Source organism: Ralstonia sp. 22086 (assembly GCF_052045975.1).
Taxonomy (GTDB): Bacteria; Pseudomonadota; Gammaproteobacteria; order Burkholderiales; family Burkholderiaceae; genus Ralstonia; species Ralstonia wenshanensis.
Map to the genome: position 1 here is coordinate 1,725,840 of NZ_JBQEPZ010000001.1, position 15,512 is coordinate 1,741,351.

Annotated in this window: 13 protein-coding genes; 12 read left to right on the plus strand and 1 reads right to left on the minus strand. The window is 65.1% G+C overall.

The window, feature by feature from the left end; translation table 11 throughout:
• The first annotated feature begins 143 nt into the window (after nucleotides 1–143).
• The 6 genes from ACTJK6_RS08135 to ACTJK6_RS08160 all read left to right on the plus strand — a co-directional run bounded on the left by ACTJK6_RS08135 (nucleotide 144) and on the right by ACTJK6_RS08160 (nucleotide 5,089).
• Nucleotides 144–827 carry a hydrolase gene (locus ACTJK6_RS08135; protein WP_102064330.1) on the plus strand — a complete coding sequence of 228 codons (684 nt, stop codon included), beginning with the start codon at nucleotides 144–146 and terminating at the stop codon, nucleotides 825–827.
• Between the two features lie 111 nt (nucleotides 828–938).
• Nucleotides 939–1,760, plus strand: a complete 822-nt coding sequence (locus ACTJK6_RS08140) for an alpha/beta fold hydrolase (RefSeq protein ID WP_440838680.1) — start codon at nucleotides 939–941, stop codon at nucleotides 1,758–1,760.
• 56 nt (nucleotides 1,761–1,816) lie between these two features.
• Nucleotides 1,817–2,125: a XapX domain-containing protein gene (locus ACTJK6_RS08145; protein WP_316868150.1), complete on the plus strand. Its 309-nt coding sequence runs from the start codon at nucleotides 1,817–1,819 to the stop codon at nucleotides 2,123–2,125.
• 4 nt (nucleotides 2,126–2,129) lie between these two features.
• On the plus strand, nucleotides 2,130–2,549 hold the full coding sequence (locus ACTJK6_RS08150) for a DoxX family protein (protein ID WP_316868149.1): 420 nt from the start codon (nucleotides 2,130–2,132) through the stop codon (nucleotides 2,547–2,549).
• Between the two features lie 4 nt (nucleotides 2,550–2,553).
• Nucleotides 2,554–4,392 (plus strand): amidohydrolase, encoded by a 1,839-nt coding sequence (locus ACTJK6_RS08155; RefSeq protein WP_440838681.1) that lies wholly within the window; start codon nucleotides 2,554–2,556, stop codon nucleotides 4,390–4,392.
• Nucleotides 4,382–5,089: a YoaK family protein gene (locus ACTJK6_RS08160; protein ID WP_440838682.1), complete on the plus strand. Its 708-nt coding sequence runs from the start codon at nucleotides 4,382–4,384 to the stop codon at nucleotides 5,087–5,089. Before ACTJK6_RS08155 ends, ACTJK6_RS08160 begins: the two co-directional genes overlap by 11 nt.
• A gap of 592 nt (nucleotides 5,090–5,681) precedes the next feature.
• Here ACTJK6_RS08160 and icmF read toward each other — a convergent pair.
• The gene (icmF, locus tag ACTJK6_RS08165; RefSeq protein WP_343620066.1) at nucleotides 5,682–8,969 is read right to left on the minus strand and encodes a fused isobutyryl-CoA mutase/GTPase IcmF; all 3,288 of its coding nucleotides are present in this window, start codon (nucleotides 8,967–8,969) and stop codon (nucleotides 5,682–5,684) included.
• Nucleotides 8,970–9,315: 346 nt separating this feature from the next.
• On the opposite strand from icmF, the gene ACTJK6_RS08170 reads away from it, so the two are divergent.
• The 6 genes from ACTJK6_RS08170 to ACTJK6_RS08195 all read left to right on the plus strand — a co-directional run bounded on the left by ACTJK6_RS08170 (nucleotide 9,316) and on the right by ACTJK6_RS08195 (nucleotide 15,494).
• Complete coding sequence (locus ACTJK6_RS08170) at nucleotides 9,316–10,341, plus strand: hypothetical protein (protein ID WP_440838683.1); 1,026 nt, start codon at nucleotides 9,316–9,318, stop codon at nucleotides 10,339–10,341.
• 256 nt (nucleotides 10,342–10,597) lie between these two features.
• Complete coding sequence (locus tag ACTJK6_RS08175; RefSeq protein ID WP_260804083.1) at nucleotides 10,598–11,800, plus strand: ammonium transporter; 1,203 nt, start codon at nucleotides 10,598–10,600, stop codon at nucleotides 11,798–11,800.
• Nucleotides 11,801–11,887: 87 nt separating this feature from the next.
• Complete coding sequence (locus tag ACTJK6_RS08180) at nucleotides 11,888–12,244, plus strand: DUF427 domain-containing protein (RefSeq protein WP_440076554.1); 357 nt, start codon at nucleotides 11,888–11,890, stop codon at nucleotides 12,242–12,244.
• 168 nt (nucleotides 12,245–12,412) lie between these two features.
• Nucleotides 12,413–13,135, plus strand: coding sequence for an AraC family transcriptional regulator (locus ACTJK6_RS08185; protein WP_343620069.1), 723 nt, complete (start codon nucleotides 12,413–12,415; stop codon nucleotides 13,133–13,135).
• 104 nt (nucleotides 13,136–13,239) lie between these two features.
• Complete coding sequence (locus ACTJK6_RS08190; protein ID WP_440838684.1) at nucleotides 13,240–14,220, plus strand: DMT family transporter; 981 nt, start codon at nucleotides 13,240–13,242, stop codon at nucleotides 14,218–14,220.
• A 638-nt stretch (nucleotides 14,221–14,858) separates the two neighbouring features.
• Complete coding sequence (locus ACTJK6_RS08195) at nucleotides 14,859–15,494, plus strand: LysE family translocator (protein ID WP_147218873.1); 636 nt, start codon at nucleotides 14,859–14,861, stop codon at nucleotides 15,492–15,494.
• Nucleotides 15,495–15,512: the final 18 nt, after the last annotated feature.

A 15,512-nucleotide genomic window follows, 5' to 3' on the forward strand; every position in this document is an offset into this window, starting at 1 on the left:
GCAAAAACTGCACTCGCCGATTGGGGCGTTGCGCCCCGAACGCAACTTCCTATGATGGATGGGCCGTTGATCGCGCCGCGCCGATGCGGCGTCAGGTCTGCAGCATCCCCCCTCGCATCTCCTATCGGAAACTGGATACGGCCATGAATCCCAAGCTGGAAGTCCTCACCCCCCAGAACTGTCAACTGATCTTCATCGACCACCAGCCGCAAATGGCCTTCGGCGTGCAGTCGATCGATCGCCAGGTCCTGAAGAACAACACCGTTGGCCTTGCCAAGGCCGCGAAGATCTTCAACATCCCCACCACCATTACGACCGTCGAGTCGCAAAGCTTCTCCGGCTATACCTACCCGGAGCTGCTCGACGTGTTTCCGGATCAGCCACTGCTCGAACGCACCTCGATGAACTCCTGGGACGACCAGAAGGTGCGCGATGCCCTGGCAAAGAACGGCCGCAAGAAGGTGGTCGTCTCGGGCCTGTGGACGGAGGTGTGCAACTGCACCTTCGCGCTGTCGGCCATGCACGATGCCGACTACGAGATCTACATGGTCGCCGACGCCTCGGGCGGCACGTCGAAAGACGCGCACGACTACGCCATGCAGCGCATGGTCCAGGCCGGCGTGGTGCCCGTGACGTGGCAACAGGTGCTGCTGGAATGGCAGCGTGACTGGGCCCACCGCGACACGTATGACGCCGTCATGAAGCTGGTGAAGGAACACTCCGGCGCCTACGGCATGGGCGTCGACTACGCCTACACGATGGTGCACAAGGCCCCGCAACGCACCGCGACGCCGCACGAGGCGCTGGCTGCCGTGGCTGCCAACTGATCGCGCTGCCGACCATAAAACAAGACGCTGCTCCGGCCGGGCGACGCATGTGCAACCGCATGCGTCGCCCCGTCGTCCATTCAACCAGCCACCACCCTCTCTCTCATTCCCATGCAAACGATTACCACCCAAGACGGTACGCGCATCTTTTACAAGGACTGGGGCAGCGGCAAGCCCGTCGTCTTCTCGCACGGCTGGCCGCTCAATGCCGACGCGTGGGACGCGCAGATGCTGTTCCTCGTGCAAAAGGGCTTTCGTGTCATCGCGCATGACCGGCGCGGCCATGGCCGTTCCGACCAGCCTTCGCAGGGCAACGACATGGACACCTATGCCGACGACCTCGCAGCGCTGCTCGATGCACTCGACATCCAGGGGGCCACGCTGGTCGGCCATTCCACCGGCGGCGGCGAAGTCGCGCACTACATCGGCCGCCATGGCACCAAGCGCGTCGCCCGCGCCGTGCTGATCGGCGCGGTGCCGCCCATCATGCTCAAGACGGCCGCCAACCCGAAGGGCTTGCCGATGGACGTGTTCGACGGCATCCGCAAGGGTGTGGCGGACAACCGCTCGCAGTTCTACCGCGATCTCGCCACGCCGTTCTTCGGCTTCAACCGGCCGGGTGCGAAGGTCTCGCAGGGCACCATCGATGCTTTCTGGGCGCAGGGCATGACCGGCGGCATTCACGGCCAGTACCTGTGCATCAAGGAATTCTCCGAAGTCGACTACACCGAAGACCTGAAGAAGATCGACGTGCCGGTGCTGTTCCTGCATGGCGACGACGACCAGATCGTGCCGATCGACAATTCGGCCAGGCTGGGCGTGGAGCTGGTGAAGAACGGGACGCTGAAGGTCTATCCGGGCGGCCCGCACGGCATGTGCGTGACCGAGGCGGACAAGGTCAACGCGGACCTGCTGGCCTTCCTCAGCACCTGATCGGCACGGGCGGCGCCGTTTGCGCGCGCCGCCCTTGGCATCCTGGAGCCCTCCTCGTGAAGCCCTATCTCATCTCCATCGGCGTCGGCATGCTGGTCGGCGTCATCTATGCGTTGTTGCACGTCCGCTCACCGGCGCCACCGGCGATCGCACTGGTCGGGCTGTTGGGCATGCTGATCGGCGAACAGATCGTGCCGGCCGCGCAGCGCCTGCTGGCCGGCGAGCCGATCACCATGGCGTGGTTCCGCCACGAGTGCGTGCCGAAGATCACGGGCGCGCCGGCCCAGGCGGCACCCGAGGCACCGCCGACAAGCCTTGCTGCCAGCGGTGAGCCCGGCAGCACCACGCCGCGCAATCCAAGCTGACGCCATGACACGCCTGTCGCTCGACCCCTCGCACGCCGCGGCCCCTGCCGATACCGCCCTGCATGTTGGCCTGCTGTTCCTGCGCCTGACCGGCAGCGCCCTGCTGATTACCGTGCATGGGCTGCCCAAGGTGCTGCACTACAGCCAGGAACTCACGCGCATTGAAGACCCGTTCCACATGGGCGCCGCGCCCACGCTGCTGCTCGCCATCCTGTCAGAAACGCTGTGTCCGCTGCTGATTGCGCTTGGCGTGCTCACGCGCCTGGCGTGCCTGCCCATCATCGCCACGTTGCTGGTGGCCATGCTGGTAGTGCATCCTGACTGGTCGCTTGCCGATGGACAGTTCGGATGGATGCTGCTGATCATCTTCACCACCGTCCTGATTGCCGGGCCCGGACGCTTTTCGATCTTTCCCAAATACTGACGCAATGACCGCCGACCTCATCCTGCACAACGGCCGCATCCACACGGTCGACCGCGAACGCCCCTCCGCCAGCGCCGTTGCCGTGCGTGACGGCCGCTTTGTTGCCGTGGGCGACGATGCCACCGTGATGGCCCAGCGCGGCGCCTCCACCCAGGTCATCGACCTGCGCGGGCGCACCGTCATTCCCGGCCTGAACGATTCGCACCTGCACCTGATCCGGGGCGGGCTGAACTACAACCTGGAGCTGCGCTGGGAAGGCGTGCCCTCCCTGGCCGACGCGATGCGCATGCTCAAGGAGCAGGCCGCGCGCACGCCATCGCCGCAATGGGTGCGCGTGGTCGGCGGCTGGACGGAATTCCAGTTTGCCGAGCGCCGCATGCCCACCCTCGAAGAGCTGAACCAGGCCGCGCCCGATACGCCCGTGTTCGTGCTGCATTTGTACGACCGCGCGCTGCTCAACCGCGCGGCGCTGCGCCAGGTCGGCTACACCAAGGACACGCCGAACCCGCCGGGCGGCGAGATCCAGCGCGACGCCTCCGGCGAGCCCACCGGCATGTTGATCGCCAAACCCAACGCGATGATCCTCTACGCGACGCTCGCCAAGGGGCCGAAGCTGCCGCCGGAATACCAGGTCAACTCCACACGCCAGTTCATGCGCGAGCTGAACCGCCTGGGCGTGACGAGCGCCATCGACGCGGGCGGCGGCTTCCAGAACTACCCGGAAGACTACGAGGTCATCCGCGAACTGTCGGCGCAGAACCAGCTCACCATCCGCATCGCCTACAACCTCTTCACGCAGAAGCCGAAAGAGGAGCTGGCCGACTTCAAGAACTGGACCGGCAGCGTGCAATACCGCCAAGGCGATGATTTCTTCCGCCACAACGGCGCGGGCGAAATGCTGGTCTTCTCCGCGGCCGACTTCGAAGACTTCCTGCAACCGCGCCCCGACCTGCCCGAGACGATGGAGCAGGAGCTGGAAACCGTGGTGCGCCACCTCGTCGCGCAGCGCTGGCCGTTCCGGCTGCACGCCACCTACGACGAATCGATCTCGCGCATGCTCGACGTGTTCGAGCGCGTGAACCGCGACATTCCCTTCAACGGCCTGCCGTGGTTCTTCGACCATGCCGAGACCATTTCGCCGAAGAACATCGAGCGCGTGCGCGCACTCGGCGGCGGCATCGCCATCCAGGACCGCATGGCCTTCCAGGGCGAGTACTTTGTCGACCGCTACGGCGCAGCCGCTGCCGAACAGACGCCACCCATCAAGCGCATGCTGGCCGAAGGCGTGCCGGTGGGCGCTGGCACCGATGCCACGCGCGTGTCGAGCTACAACCCGTGGACGTCGCTGTACTGGCTGGCGAGCGGGCGCACCGTGGGCGGCATGGCGCTGTATCCGGAAGGGCTGCCGCGCGAAGTGGCGCTCGAGCTGTATACGCACGGCAGCGCGTGGTTCTCCGCAGACCAGGGCAACAAGGGGCAGATCAAGGTCGGGCAACTCGCCGACCTGGCGGCGTTGTCGGCGGATTTCTTCAGCGTGCCCGAGGCCGATATCAAGACCATCGAATCGGTGCTCACGGTGGTGGGTGGCCGCATCGTCTACGGCGCGGCGGAGTTCACCGAGTTCGGCCCGCCGCCCATTCCGGTCCTGCCGGAGTGGTCGCCCGTGGCGCGCGTGCCCGGGCACTGGCGGCCGGCTGCGCCCATGCAGCAGCAGGTGCATCAGTGCGTCGGTTCGTGTTCGGTGCACGGCCACGCGCACCAGAAAGCGCGCACGGCCAATGTGCCGACCAGCGACTTCCGCGGCTTCTGGGGCGCCTTCGGGTGTTCGTGCTTTGCCTTCTGAAGCGGCGTCGTCTGCAACGGCCACACCGGCGTCAGCGCGTTTCCTGATCGCCCAGGGAACGCTGCTGGCGTTCGTCGCGGGCTATGTGGATGTGGTCGGCTTTGCAGCGTTGTTTGGGCTGTTCACCGCGCACGTTACGGGCAACTTCGTGATGATCGGCCTGGAACTGGCGGGCTCCGGCCAAGGCGTGCTCGCCAAACTGCTGGCGTTGCCGATGTTCGTGGTGGCCGTGGCGGCGACCAAGCTCGCCGTGACGGCGCTCACGCGGCGCGGCGTGGCGCCGCTGCGGCCGCTGCTGCTTGCGCAGGCCGTTCTGCTGCTGGCCTTCATGGCGGCGGGGCTGCTGGCGCTGCCGATTCAATCGGCCGATGCGCCGGCCACGATCGTCGTCGGGCTGATTGGTGTCGCGGCGATGGGCGTGCAGAACGCCAAGGCGCGCATCGTGCTGTCGGAACACGCCCCCACGACGATCATGACGGGCAACACCACGCAGATCGTGATCGACGTGGTGGAGCTGCTGTCGCCCGGCGGTACGCAGAAGGATGTTGCGCGCACGCGGTTGCGCAAGATGGTGCCGCCGCTTGCCGGCTTTGCCATCGGGGCGGTGTTGGGCGCGCTGGCGTTTGCGACGCTGTCGTTCTGGTGCGTGTTGCCGCCGGTGGGCATCTTGGTGGCACTGGCTGTGATGCAGCGGTAGGTTTTGTTTCTGGATAGTGGTGGATGATGTCTTGTTACTGGCGGAACGGCGGGTGGTCCATCCCTGTTTCGTACCCTGCCGGGCACGACTCACTTTTCTTTGTCTTGCCAAAGAAAAGTAAGCAAAAGAAAGGCGCGCCCGAGATGGCGACATCCCCTTGAATTTGTGTGACCGTGCGGGGAAGGAGGCAAACTCGCTGCGCTCAGACAGCCTCCTTCCTTGATCCGCCCGCTCACAAAAATTCAAGGCGCCATCAAGGGCTCAACGTCAAAAGAAAAGGCCAACCCATCGCGAGTGGGCCTTTGTCGTTGGGGCTGGCGCCCCGGTGGTTTGGGTTTTGTCCTTTGACTTTCCTGCCCTTGATGGCGCCTTCAATTTTTGTAAGCGGGCGGAAAAAAGGCGGGGAACTGTTTGAGCGCAGCGAGTTTTCCCCGCCTCCGCACGGTTACGAAAATTGAAGGAATCTTTCGCCATCTCGGGCGCGCCTTTCTTTGCTTACTTTCTTTGGCAAGACCAAAGAAAGTGAGTCAGCCCCGGCAGGGGATGAAACAAGGGATGCACCACCAAGGCAAAAACAACCAAAAAAGAACCCCTACATATTCCGCCGATACTCCCCCCCCACCTCAAACAACGCATGCGTAATCTGCCCAAGCGAGCAGACCCGCACCGCGTCCATCAGCACCGCAAACACGTTCTGATCTTCAATCACCGCCCGCTGCAGGCGCTGCAGCATAGCCGGGGCTTCCCCCGCATGCCGCGCATGAAAATCCTGCAGCCGCGCGAGTTGGCTCTGCTTCTCCTCCTCGCTGGAACGCGCCAGTTCTATGTGCGGCGGCACTACGCTCTCGGCGTCGGGATTGCGGAACGTATTCACGCCGATGATCGGCAGCGAGCCATCGTGCTTGCGCTGCTCATATAGCATCGACTCCTCCTGGATCTTGCCGCGCTGATAGCCGGTTTCCATGGCACCCAGCACGCCGCCGCGCTCGGCAATGCGTTCGAACTCTTGCAGCACCGCTTCTTCCACGAGGTCCGTCAGTTCATCGATGATGAAGCTGCCCTGGTTCGGGTTCTCGCACTTGGCCAAGCCCCATTCGCGGTTGATGATGAGCTGGATGGCCAGCGCACGCCGCACCGACTCGGCCGTCGGCGTGGTGATCGCCTCGTCGTAGGCATTCGTGTGCAGGCTGTTGCAGTTGTCGTAGATGGCGATCAGCGCCTGCAGCGTCGTACGGATGTCGTTGAAGGCGATTTCCTGCGCGTGCAATGACCGGCCCGACGTCTGCACGTGGTACTTCAGTTTCTGGCTGCGCTCGTTTGCGCCGTACTTGTCTCGCAGCGTCACCGCCCAGATGCGGCGCGCGACGCGGCCGAGCACGCTGTACTCCGGGTCCATCCCGTTGGAGAAGAAGAACGACAGGTTCGGCGCAAAGTCATCGATATGCATGCCGCGCGCGAGGTACGCCTCCACATACGTGAAACCGTTGGCAAGCGTGAAGGCGAGTTGCGAGATCGGGTTCGCGCCCGCCTCGGCAATGTGGTAGCCCGAGATCGACACCGAATAGAAATTGCGCACCTGGTGGTGCACGAAATATTCCTGGATATCGCCCATCACCTTGAGCGAAAACTCGGTCGAGAAGATGCAGGTGTTCTGCCCCTGGTCTTCCTTGAGGATGTCGGCCTGCACCGTGCCGCGCACGTTCTGCAGCACCCACGCGCGGATCTTCGCCTCTTCGTCCTGCGTCGGCTCTCGCCCGTTGTCGGCGCGGAACCGGGCCAGGTTCTGGTCGATGGCGGTGTTCATGAACATCGCGAGGATCGTGGGCGCCGGCCCGTTGATCGTCATGGAAACCGACGTGGCAGGGCTGGTCAGGTCAAAGCCGTCGTACAGCACTTCCATGTCGTCGAGCGTGGCGATGGAGACGCCGGAGTTACCAACCTTGCCGTAAATGTCGGGACGCAGCGCCGGGTCTTCGCCGTACAGCGTGACGGAGTCAAACGCTGTGGAAAGCCGCTTGGCGTCCATACCTTCGGAGACGAGCTTGAAGCGCCGGTTGGTGCGGAAGGCATCGCCCTCGCCCGCGAACATGCGCGTCGGGTCTTCGTTCTCGCGCTTGAAGGCGAACACACCGGCGGTGTACGGGAAGCTGCCCGGCACGTTTTCGCGCATCAGCCAGCGCAGCACTTCGCCGTCATCTTCATACGGCGGCAGTACGACCTTGCGGATCGTGGTGCCCGAAAGCGTGGTGTGCGTGAGCTGCGTGCGGATTTCCTTGTCGCGAATCTTCACGACGTATTCGTCGCCGGAATACGCACGGCGCAGGTCGGGCCACATGGCGAGCAGCTTGCGCTCGGCAGCGCCGAGTTGTGCGTCGCGCTCGGCCGCCTGCTTGTCGAGCGCGGACAGCGTCTGCACCGTGGCACCGGCCTGCTCCAGCATGCGGTGGCTGGCCTGCAATTGCTGACGTTCCCGCGCGAGGCGGCTTTGCGCGTCGACGCGGCGGTGGTAGCCGCGCACCGTATCGGCCAGCTCCGCCAGGTAGCGCACGCGCGCGGGCGGCACGATGGCATCGTGGCTGGTGGAGCATTTGCCGGCTGGGCGCGGCAACGTGCGTTCGGCCAGCGCCATGCCGCGCTCGGTCAGCCGATCGGCCAGCGCGTGATACAGCGCCGTCACGCCGTCGTCATTGAAATGCGAGGCCTGCGTGCCGAACACCGGCATGTCTTCAGGCCGGGCGTGCCATTGCTCGCGGTTGCGCTGCACCTGCTTGGCGACGTCGCGCCATGCATCCTGCGCGCCCTTGCGGTCGAACTTGTTGATCGCCACCAGATCGGCAAAGTCCAGCATGTCGATCTTCTCCAACTGGCTGGCGGCGCCAAACTCGGGCGTCATCACATACAGCGACAGATCGACATGCGGCACGATGGCCGCATCGCCCTGCCCGATGCCGGAGGTCTCGACAATGATGAAATCGAACCCGGCAGCGCGGCAGGCGGCAATCACGTCGGGCAGCGCGTCGGAAATCTCGCGGCTCGCCTCGCGCGTGGCCAGCGAGCGCACGAAGATGTTCGGATGGTTGATCGCGTTCATGCGAATGCGATCGCCCAGCAAGGCGCCGCCCGACTTGCGCCGCGACGGATCGATCGAGATGACCGCAATGCGCAGCGCGTCCTGCTGGTCGAGCCGGAAGCGGCGGATCAGCTCGTCGGTGAGCGACGACTTGCCCGCACCGCCCGTGCCCGTGATGCCAAGCACAGGCGTCGGCGCGGCCATCGCAGCCGCGTGGACGGCCTCGCGCAACGCCGGATCGACGCGGCCCGATTCCAGCGCGGTGATCAGTTGCGCCAGAGCGCGGCGATCGCCGTTGGCAACGGGCTCCAGCGTAGCCGGCGCGTAGACGGAGAGATCGATATCGCAGCGCTGCACCATGTCGGCAATCATGCCGGCCAGACCCATGCGCTGGCCGTCTTCTGGGCTGTAGATGCGCGCGACGCCGTAGTCCTGCAGCTCGCGGATCTCCGCCGGCACGATCACCCCGCCGCCGCCGCCGAACACCTGGATGTGCTGGCCGCCGCGTGCGCGCAGCGCGTCGATCATGTACTTGAAGTATTCGACGTGGCCGCCCTGGTAGCTGGATACGGCAATGCCCTGCACGTCTTCCTGCAGCGCGGCATTGACCACCTCATCCACCGAGCGGTTGTGCCCGAGGTGGATCACCTCGCAGCCCATCGACTGCAGGATGCGCCGCATGATGTTGATCGACGCGTCATGCCCATCGAACAACGACGCGGCCGTCACGAAGCGCACCTTGTTGCGCACCGGCGCAGCTTCGCTGGCAGGCGTGGGATCGGCCGCGCGGGCAGCGGAAAGATCGGTCATGTCTCCACCTTCGATAAGTGGGGCGCCGGCGTTGGATGTGTTGTACGACGCACAAGGCGAAGCGTGCCGGTCGGCGGGTCGAACAGACAGTATTTTCGGGGTTGACGCACACGTCAACCGGCGGCACGGGCGAGGACCTTTCTGCTCTTCTGCGCCCCCGGGGCTTGATGATGGCCTGCGCGCCATTCCCTTAAATCAGCACGCCGGCATCCGGACCATTTTGCGCAAATTGCGGGCGGCTGGAGCGGTCCAATCTTGGTGCAACACCCAGCTTGCACACAATCGATACAAATCGTTAGAGTCGGATTTTGGTCGGAAACGGGTCCGGCCACAGGGGGAACTTCCAATGCCAAGCCGCGCAACGATGCGCTGGTGTCTGACTGCCTTGCTGGCGTGGTCCGGCCACGCCCTGGCGTGGGACTACACGCCCGGCGCCATCCCGGGGCTGATCAGCGTGCTTGGTTTCCTGACCGTGCAATCGCAGGCGCTGGACCGCGCCATCCAGCGCTTTCCCGGTCAGCGTGAAGAGCTGATCCGCGCCCGTACGCAGTTCGACAACACCTTCCCGCAGGCGCTGGCCCGCACGCGCCGCCTGATCGCCGGCATTCCGCTATCCGACGACGAGCGCCAGCTGCTGATCGAGCGTGCGCTGGACATTCACCAACCGAGCGTGGGCGTTGCCACCCAGACGGCCCAGACCGCCCACGCCCTGGCCGGACGCGTTGTTGAGCGCGCACAGGGCAGCCAGGACCGCGCCACGCTGCAGACGCTGTTGGCGGTGGTCTACGACGACCGCCCCGCCGATGAGTTGAGCAGCCGCTTCACCCAGGCCGTAACGTTGTCTGACTGGCCGAATGCGCGCGGCGCGAGCCTGAGCCTCAGGCTGCCGTTTTCCTGGGAGCGCGTGCCCCCGACAGCGCCGCGCAAGCCCGACCCCGCGCGGGTGGCGATCGGCGCGTGGGCCAATCAGGGCGGCTCGGGGCTGTCGCGCCTCGAAATGATCGTGCGCCCGACAGAGGGCGATCTTGAAGCCGTGCCGGACAACCGCGAACCGCGCTGGATGCGCGACGCCGTCAAGCAAGCCGTGGCCGGCCCGTGCAAACTGCTCGGGTGGGGCACGCAATCGTTCGGCGGGCGCCCAGGCGTGTGGGCCAGCTACATCGGCGAATCGCCCGGCCCGCATATCCCGCGCGCCACGGGCAATACGCTGGTCGGCCGCGTCTTCATGGTACCGACCGACGGCGCGCTGCTGATGCTGCACATGCAGTCTCCCGCCACATCGCCCGAACAGGCCAGCACCGTGCGCTTGCGGTACGAGCCGCTGTGGAATGCCGTAGCGGCATCCTTCAGCGTCGCCGGCGCCAAGCCGTAACCCTCCCCACGGCAGAACGCACCACGACGGCGCATTTGCCACACCGCCCGCACCAATTCAAGGCAATCACGCACCGATTTCGGGCCAATCTCAACGCGCAGCCCGACCCCTCCCTCGCGCGCACGGCCATGGTGCGCCATATCACCTTTTTGCACACCGTTGGAACAAGAATTGCATCAGTCGGCGCCTTTTGCGTCATTTGTGGGCATGCACTGCACCCGGATGGCGCTGACCCTCAACCCGCACGACAACCGCAATGAACTCCATCAAAACCGGGGGCGACGCGCTCTTCATCCTGCTGGGCGCGATCATGGTGCTGGCCATGCATGCCGGCTTCGCGTTCCTTGAGCTGGGCACTGTCCGTAAGAAGAACCAGGTCAATGCACTGGTCAAAATCCTGGTCGACTTTGCCGTATCGACCATCGCGTACTTCTTCATCGGCTATTCGGTCGCGTACGGCGTCAACTTCTTTACCGGCGCCGACGTGCTCGCCCAGCAGAACGGCTACGAGCTGGTGAAGTTCTTCTTCCTGCTGACCTTCGCGGCGGCCATCCCGGCCATCATCTCGGGCGGGATTGCCGAGCGCTCGCGCTTTGAGCCCCAACTGGCGGCAACCTTCGTGCTGGTGGGCTTCGTCTACCCGTTCTTTGAGGGCATCGCCTGGAACGAGCGCTTCGGCATCCAGCACTGGCTGCAGAGCGTGACGGGCGCGGAGTTCCACGACTTTGCCGGTTCGGTGGTCGTGCACGCGGTGGGCGGCTGGATCGCGCTGCCGGCGGTGCTGCTGCTGGGCGCCCGCCACGGCCGCTACAAGGACGACGGCCGCATCGCCGCGCATCCGCCGTCAAACATCCCGTTCCTGGCAGCCGGCGCCTGGGTGCTGGCGGTGGGCTGGTTCGGCTTCAACGTGATGAGTGCGCAGACGCTCGACAAGATGAGCGGCCTGGTCGCCATCAACTCGCTGATGGCCATGGTGGGCGGCACGCTCACCGCGTGGTGGATGGGCAAGAACGATCCGGGCTTCTCGTACAACGGGCCGCTGGCCGGCCTGGTGGCCGTGTGCGCCGGCTCCGATGTGATGCACCCGCTGGGCGCGCTGGCTGTTGGCGGCATTGCGGGCGTGCTGTTTGTCTGGATGTTCACGCGCGTGCAGAACGTCTGGCGCATCGACGACGTGCTCGGCGTGTGGCCGCTGCACGGCCTCTGTGGCGCATGGGGCGGCATCGCGGCCGGCATCTTCGGCCTGAAGGCGCTGGGCGGGCTGGGCGGCGTGTCGTTCTGGGCGCAGGTGGCGGGCACGGCGGGCGGCATTGTGATTGCGCTGATCGGCGGCACGGTGGTGTACGGCATCCTGCGCAAAGTCGTGGGGCTGCGATTGGACCGCGAGGCCGAATTCATGGGTGCCGACCTGGCGATCCATCGCGTTTCGTCCACGCCGGAATCGGAAACGCACTGGTAAGCCTGGGATGTGGCGGGAGGCGGGAAGGCGCGCGCGGCGCTTGCTACAGTGGAAGCGTCTTCCCTTGCCCAACTGCAGGAGTGCCGCATGCCCGAAATCGATCCGAATCACCCCATCACCGTCGAGTCGAACCCGCGCCGCGTGACCGTGACCCTCAACGGCTTCACCATCGCCAGCACGCACCTGGCACGCACGCTGCGCGAGGCGTCGTACCCGCCCGTGCAGTACATCCCGCGCGACGATGTGCAGATGAACCTGCTCGAGCGCACGCAGCATCACACCCATTGCCCGTACAAGGGCGATGCGTCGTACTACACGATCGTGGCTGGCGACGTGCGCGCTGAAAACGCCGTCTGGACGTACGAACAACCCAAGCCCGTCGCGCGTGAAGTGGCGGGCTATCTGGCGTTCTATCCGAACAAGGTGACGATCCAGGAGGAATGAGGGCGCAGGCGCAGCTGACATGCCGCTGTCATGCAGACAGCGCACGATGCGGCTGTTCCTCTTCTCACGGATCCTCTTTCCGTGAAAGTTCCGAGACCCGGCGCAGACGATCTGTGGCCGGGCCGGGTATTTTTTTGGGCGGATGCCGGTGCTATTCTCGGCGGCACCATGTTGGACTTCCGCACTTACGGCCTGGCCGCGCCCCCGCACTCGCACGACTTCATGCAGGTCGTGATGCCCGCACGCGGCATCCTCGAGATGGACGTCGACGGCCGCGGCGGCCGCGTCGACACGCACCACGCCGCGCTCATCCCGGCGGGCGCCACGCATGCGTTTGAAGCCACCGGCGCGAACCGTTTCATCGTCTTCGACATCCCCGGCCAAACCGTGGATGCCCCGAGCCTGGGCGGCTTGGCCGATCGCGTGTTCTTTCCGCTTACGCCCGGCCTGCGCGCCCTGACAACCTGGCTGCAGGACGCGCCCATCGTCGATGCCGTCCTGGCCAATGCGTGGTCGTCGCTCGCGCTGGCGACGCTGGCCGCGCATCCGGCCAATCAATCCACGCAGATCCGCGCACGCCCCGATGCCCGTGCCGAGCGCGCATGGCACGCCATCGAGCATCGCTACGCCGAGCCGCTCACCGCCGATGCGCTGGCCGCAGAGGCAGGCGTGAGCGCGCGTCGCCTCGCCACGCTGTTCCGCGCCGCTTACGGCACCACGCTGCATGCGCATCTGGCCCAGGTGCGGCTGCGGCATGCATTGACGCTGCTGGAAACCACCGCCCTGCCCATCGCCGAGATTGCCGCGCGCACCGGCTACTACGACCAAAGCGCCCTCACGCGCCACCTCAAGGCGGCCCACGGCATCACGCCCGCAGCGGTGCGGCGCTAGCCCGCCATTTCCTTTTTTGCCAAAGCGCAGCCGTCTTCGCCAAGACGCGCGGCGCGCGCACGCGCAAAGTGCCGGTTCGATTGGTCTTTTCGGACAGGCGCTCCATGGCTGTTGGCGACACCTCCACTGCAACGCAGCTTCATCACGGTCAGCACGACGCGCGGCGCGACCACCTCACGGGCATCGGCTACGGCGTCGCGGCCGGGGCGCTGTGGGGCATCATCTTCGTCGCGCCGAAGATGCTGCCGCAGTTTTCCCCGCTGGCGCTGTCGGCCGCGCGGTATGTGCTGTACGGCGTGCTCTCGCTCGCGTTGGCGCTGCCGGTGTGGCGCACGCTATGGCGCAAGACGACTCGGCGCGACTGGGCGGCGCTGCTGCTGTCATCGCTGCCGGGCAACATTCTCTACTACCTGTGCGTGGCGGGGGGCGTGCAGCGCGCGGGCGTGGCGCCGGTCTCGCTCATCGTCGGGTTGTTGCCGGTGACGGTCACGCTCGCGGGCTCGGCGGAACGGGGCAGCCTGCCCCTGCGGCAATTGGCCCTGCCGCTGCTGATGGCCGTGGCCGGTGTGGTGTGCATTTATCTGGATGCGCCCGACGTGCATTCGGATGCCGGCGGCAGAACCTATTTCATCGGGCTCTTGATGGCAGCGGGCGCGCTGGCGTGCTGGACGGTGTACGCGGTGTGCAATGCGCGGTACCTGCGCGCGCGGCCGCAGTTCACGAGCCGGGAATGGTCGCTGTTGACGGGCGTCGCGACCGGGGTGCTGTCACTGGCACTGGCCGTGCCGGCGTTTTTGCTGCCCGGCATGGCAACGGCGTCTGCGCAGCCCGCATCGGCGTGGGGGATGTTCTGGCTGGTGAATATGGGCGTGGCGCTGGGGGCGTCGGTGCTGGGCAACAGCCTGTGGAATGCGGCCAGCCGCAAGTTGCCGTTGACGCTGTCGGGGCAGTTGATTGTGTTTGAGACGGTGTTTGCGTTGGTGTATGGATTTGTTTATGAGGCTCGGTTGCCGCATGGGCTTGAGGTGGCTGCGGCGGTTTTGTTGGTGAGTGGGGTGGGGTTGGCGGCGCGGCGACATGGGTAGTTTTTTTGGGGTTGTTTTTTGCCTTGGTGGTCCACCTCCCTTTCGTTCCCTGCCGGGACCGACTCACTTTTCTTTGTCTTGCCAAAGAAAAGTAAGCAAAAGAAAGGCGCGCCCGAGATGGCGACTTCCCCTTGGATTTGTGTCGCGGGAAGGGAGGGGAGGCAAACTCGCTGCGCTCAAACAGGCCTCCCCTCTTTATCCTTCCCGCAACAAAAATCCAAGGCGCCATCTAGGGCAAGGGAAAAGCAAACCATCGAACACGAAGCGAGTCACCAAGGCTCGCTTTTTCGTTTGCACCGGCATACCGAGTGTTTGGCCGTTCCTGCCCTTGATGGCGCCTTCAATTTTTGTAAGCGGGCGGAAAAAAGGCGGGGAACTGTCTGAGCGCAGCGAGTTTTCCCCGCCTCCGCACGGTTACGAAAATTGAAGGAGTCTTTCGCCATCTCGGGCGCGCATTTCTTTGCTTACTTTCTTTGGGCAAGACCAAAGAAAGTGAGTCAGCCCCGGCAGGGGATGAAACAAGGGATGCACCACAAACACCAAAACCAAAAAACAAAAAAACACCCCTCCATTTGACTCCCCATTTTTTTCATGGATAACTGTGTCCCCTCCCCCCCAACAACACAGCGAGCCACCCCATGACCCTCCAAACCTGGCTGGCCTTCATCGGCGCCAGCATCATCATCCTGCTCATTCCGGGCCCGACCATCCTTTTGGTGATTGGTGATTCGCTGGCCAACCGTGGCCGTTCGGCGTGGAGCACCGTTGCCGGCGTGGCGGCAGGCGACACCACCGCCATGGCGGTTTCCCTTGCCGGTGCGGGCGCACTGCTGGCCGCATCGGCCGCAGCCTTCACTGCGCTCAAGCTCATCGGCGGTTCGTACCTCGTCTATCTGGGCATCAAGTCCATCCTCAGCGCGCGCCGCCTTCGCGACGACGCACCCGAGGCGACCATCCCTGTTCAGCAAAAGTCCGCCGGCCGCCGGTTCCTGTCCGCGTGGACGGTCACCGCGCTGAACCCCAAGAGCATCGTCTTCTTCGTCGCCTTCGTGCCGCAGTTCATGTCGGCCGAGCAGACCTTCCTCTCGCAGAGCGTGATCCTGCTGCCGACCTTCGTCATCCTGGCCGCCGCCAACGCATCAATGTACGCGCTGGCCGCCAAGCTGCTCGCCAAGCGCCTGACCAGCGTGGCCGCGCAGCGCCGCTTCGGCTACACGGGCGGGGCAGTGATGGTGGGCGCAGGTACGCTCACGCTCGGCATGCAGTCGGCCTGATCGCTCCACAGGCCGTAC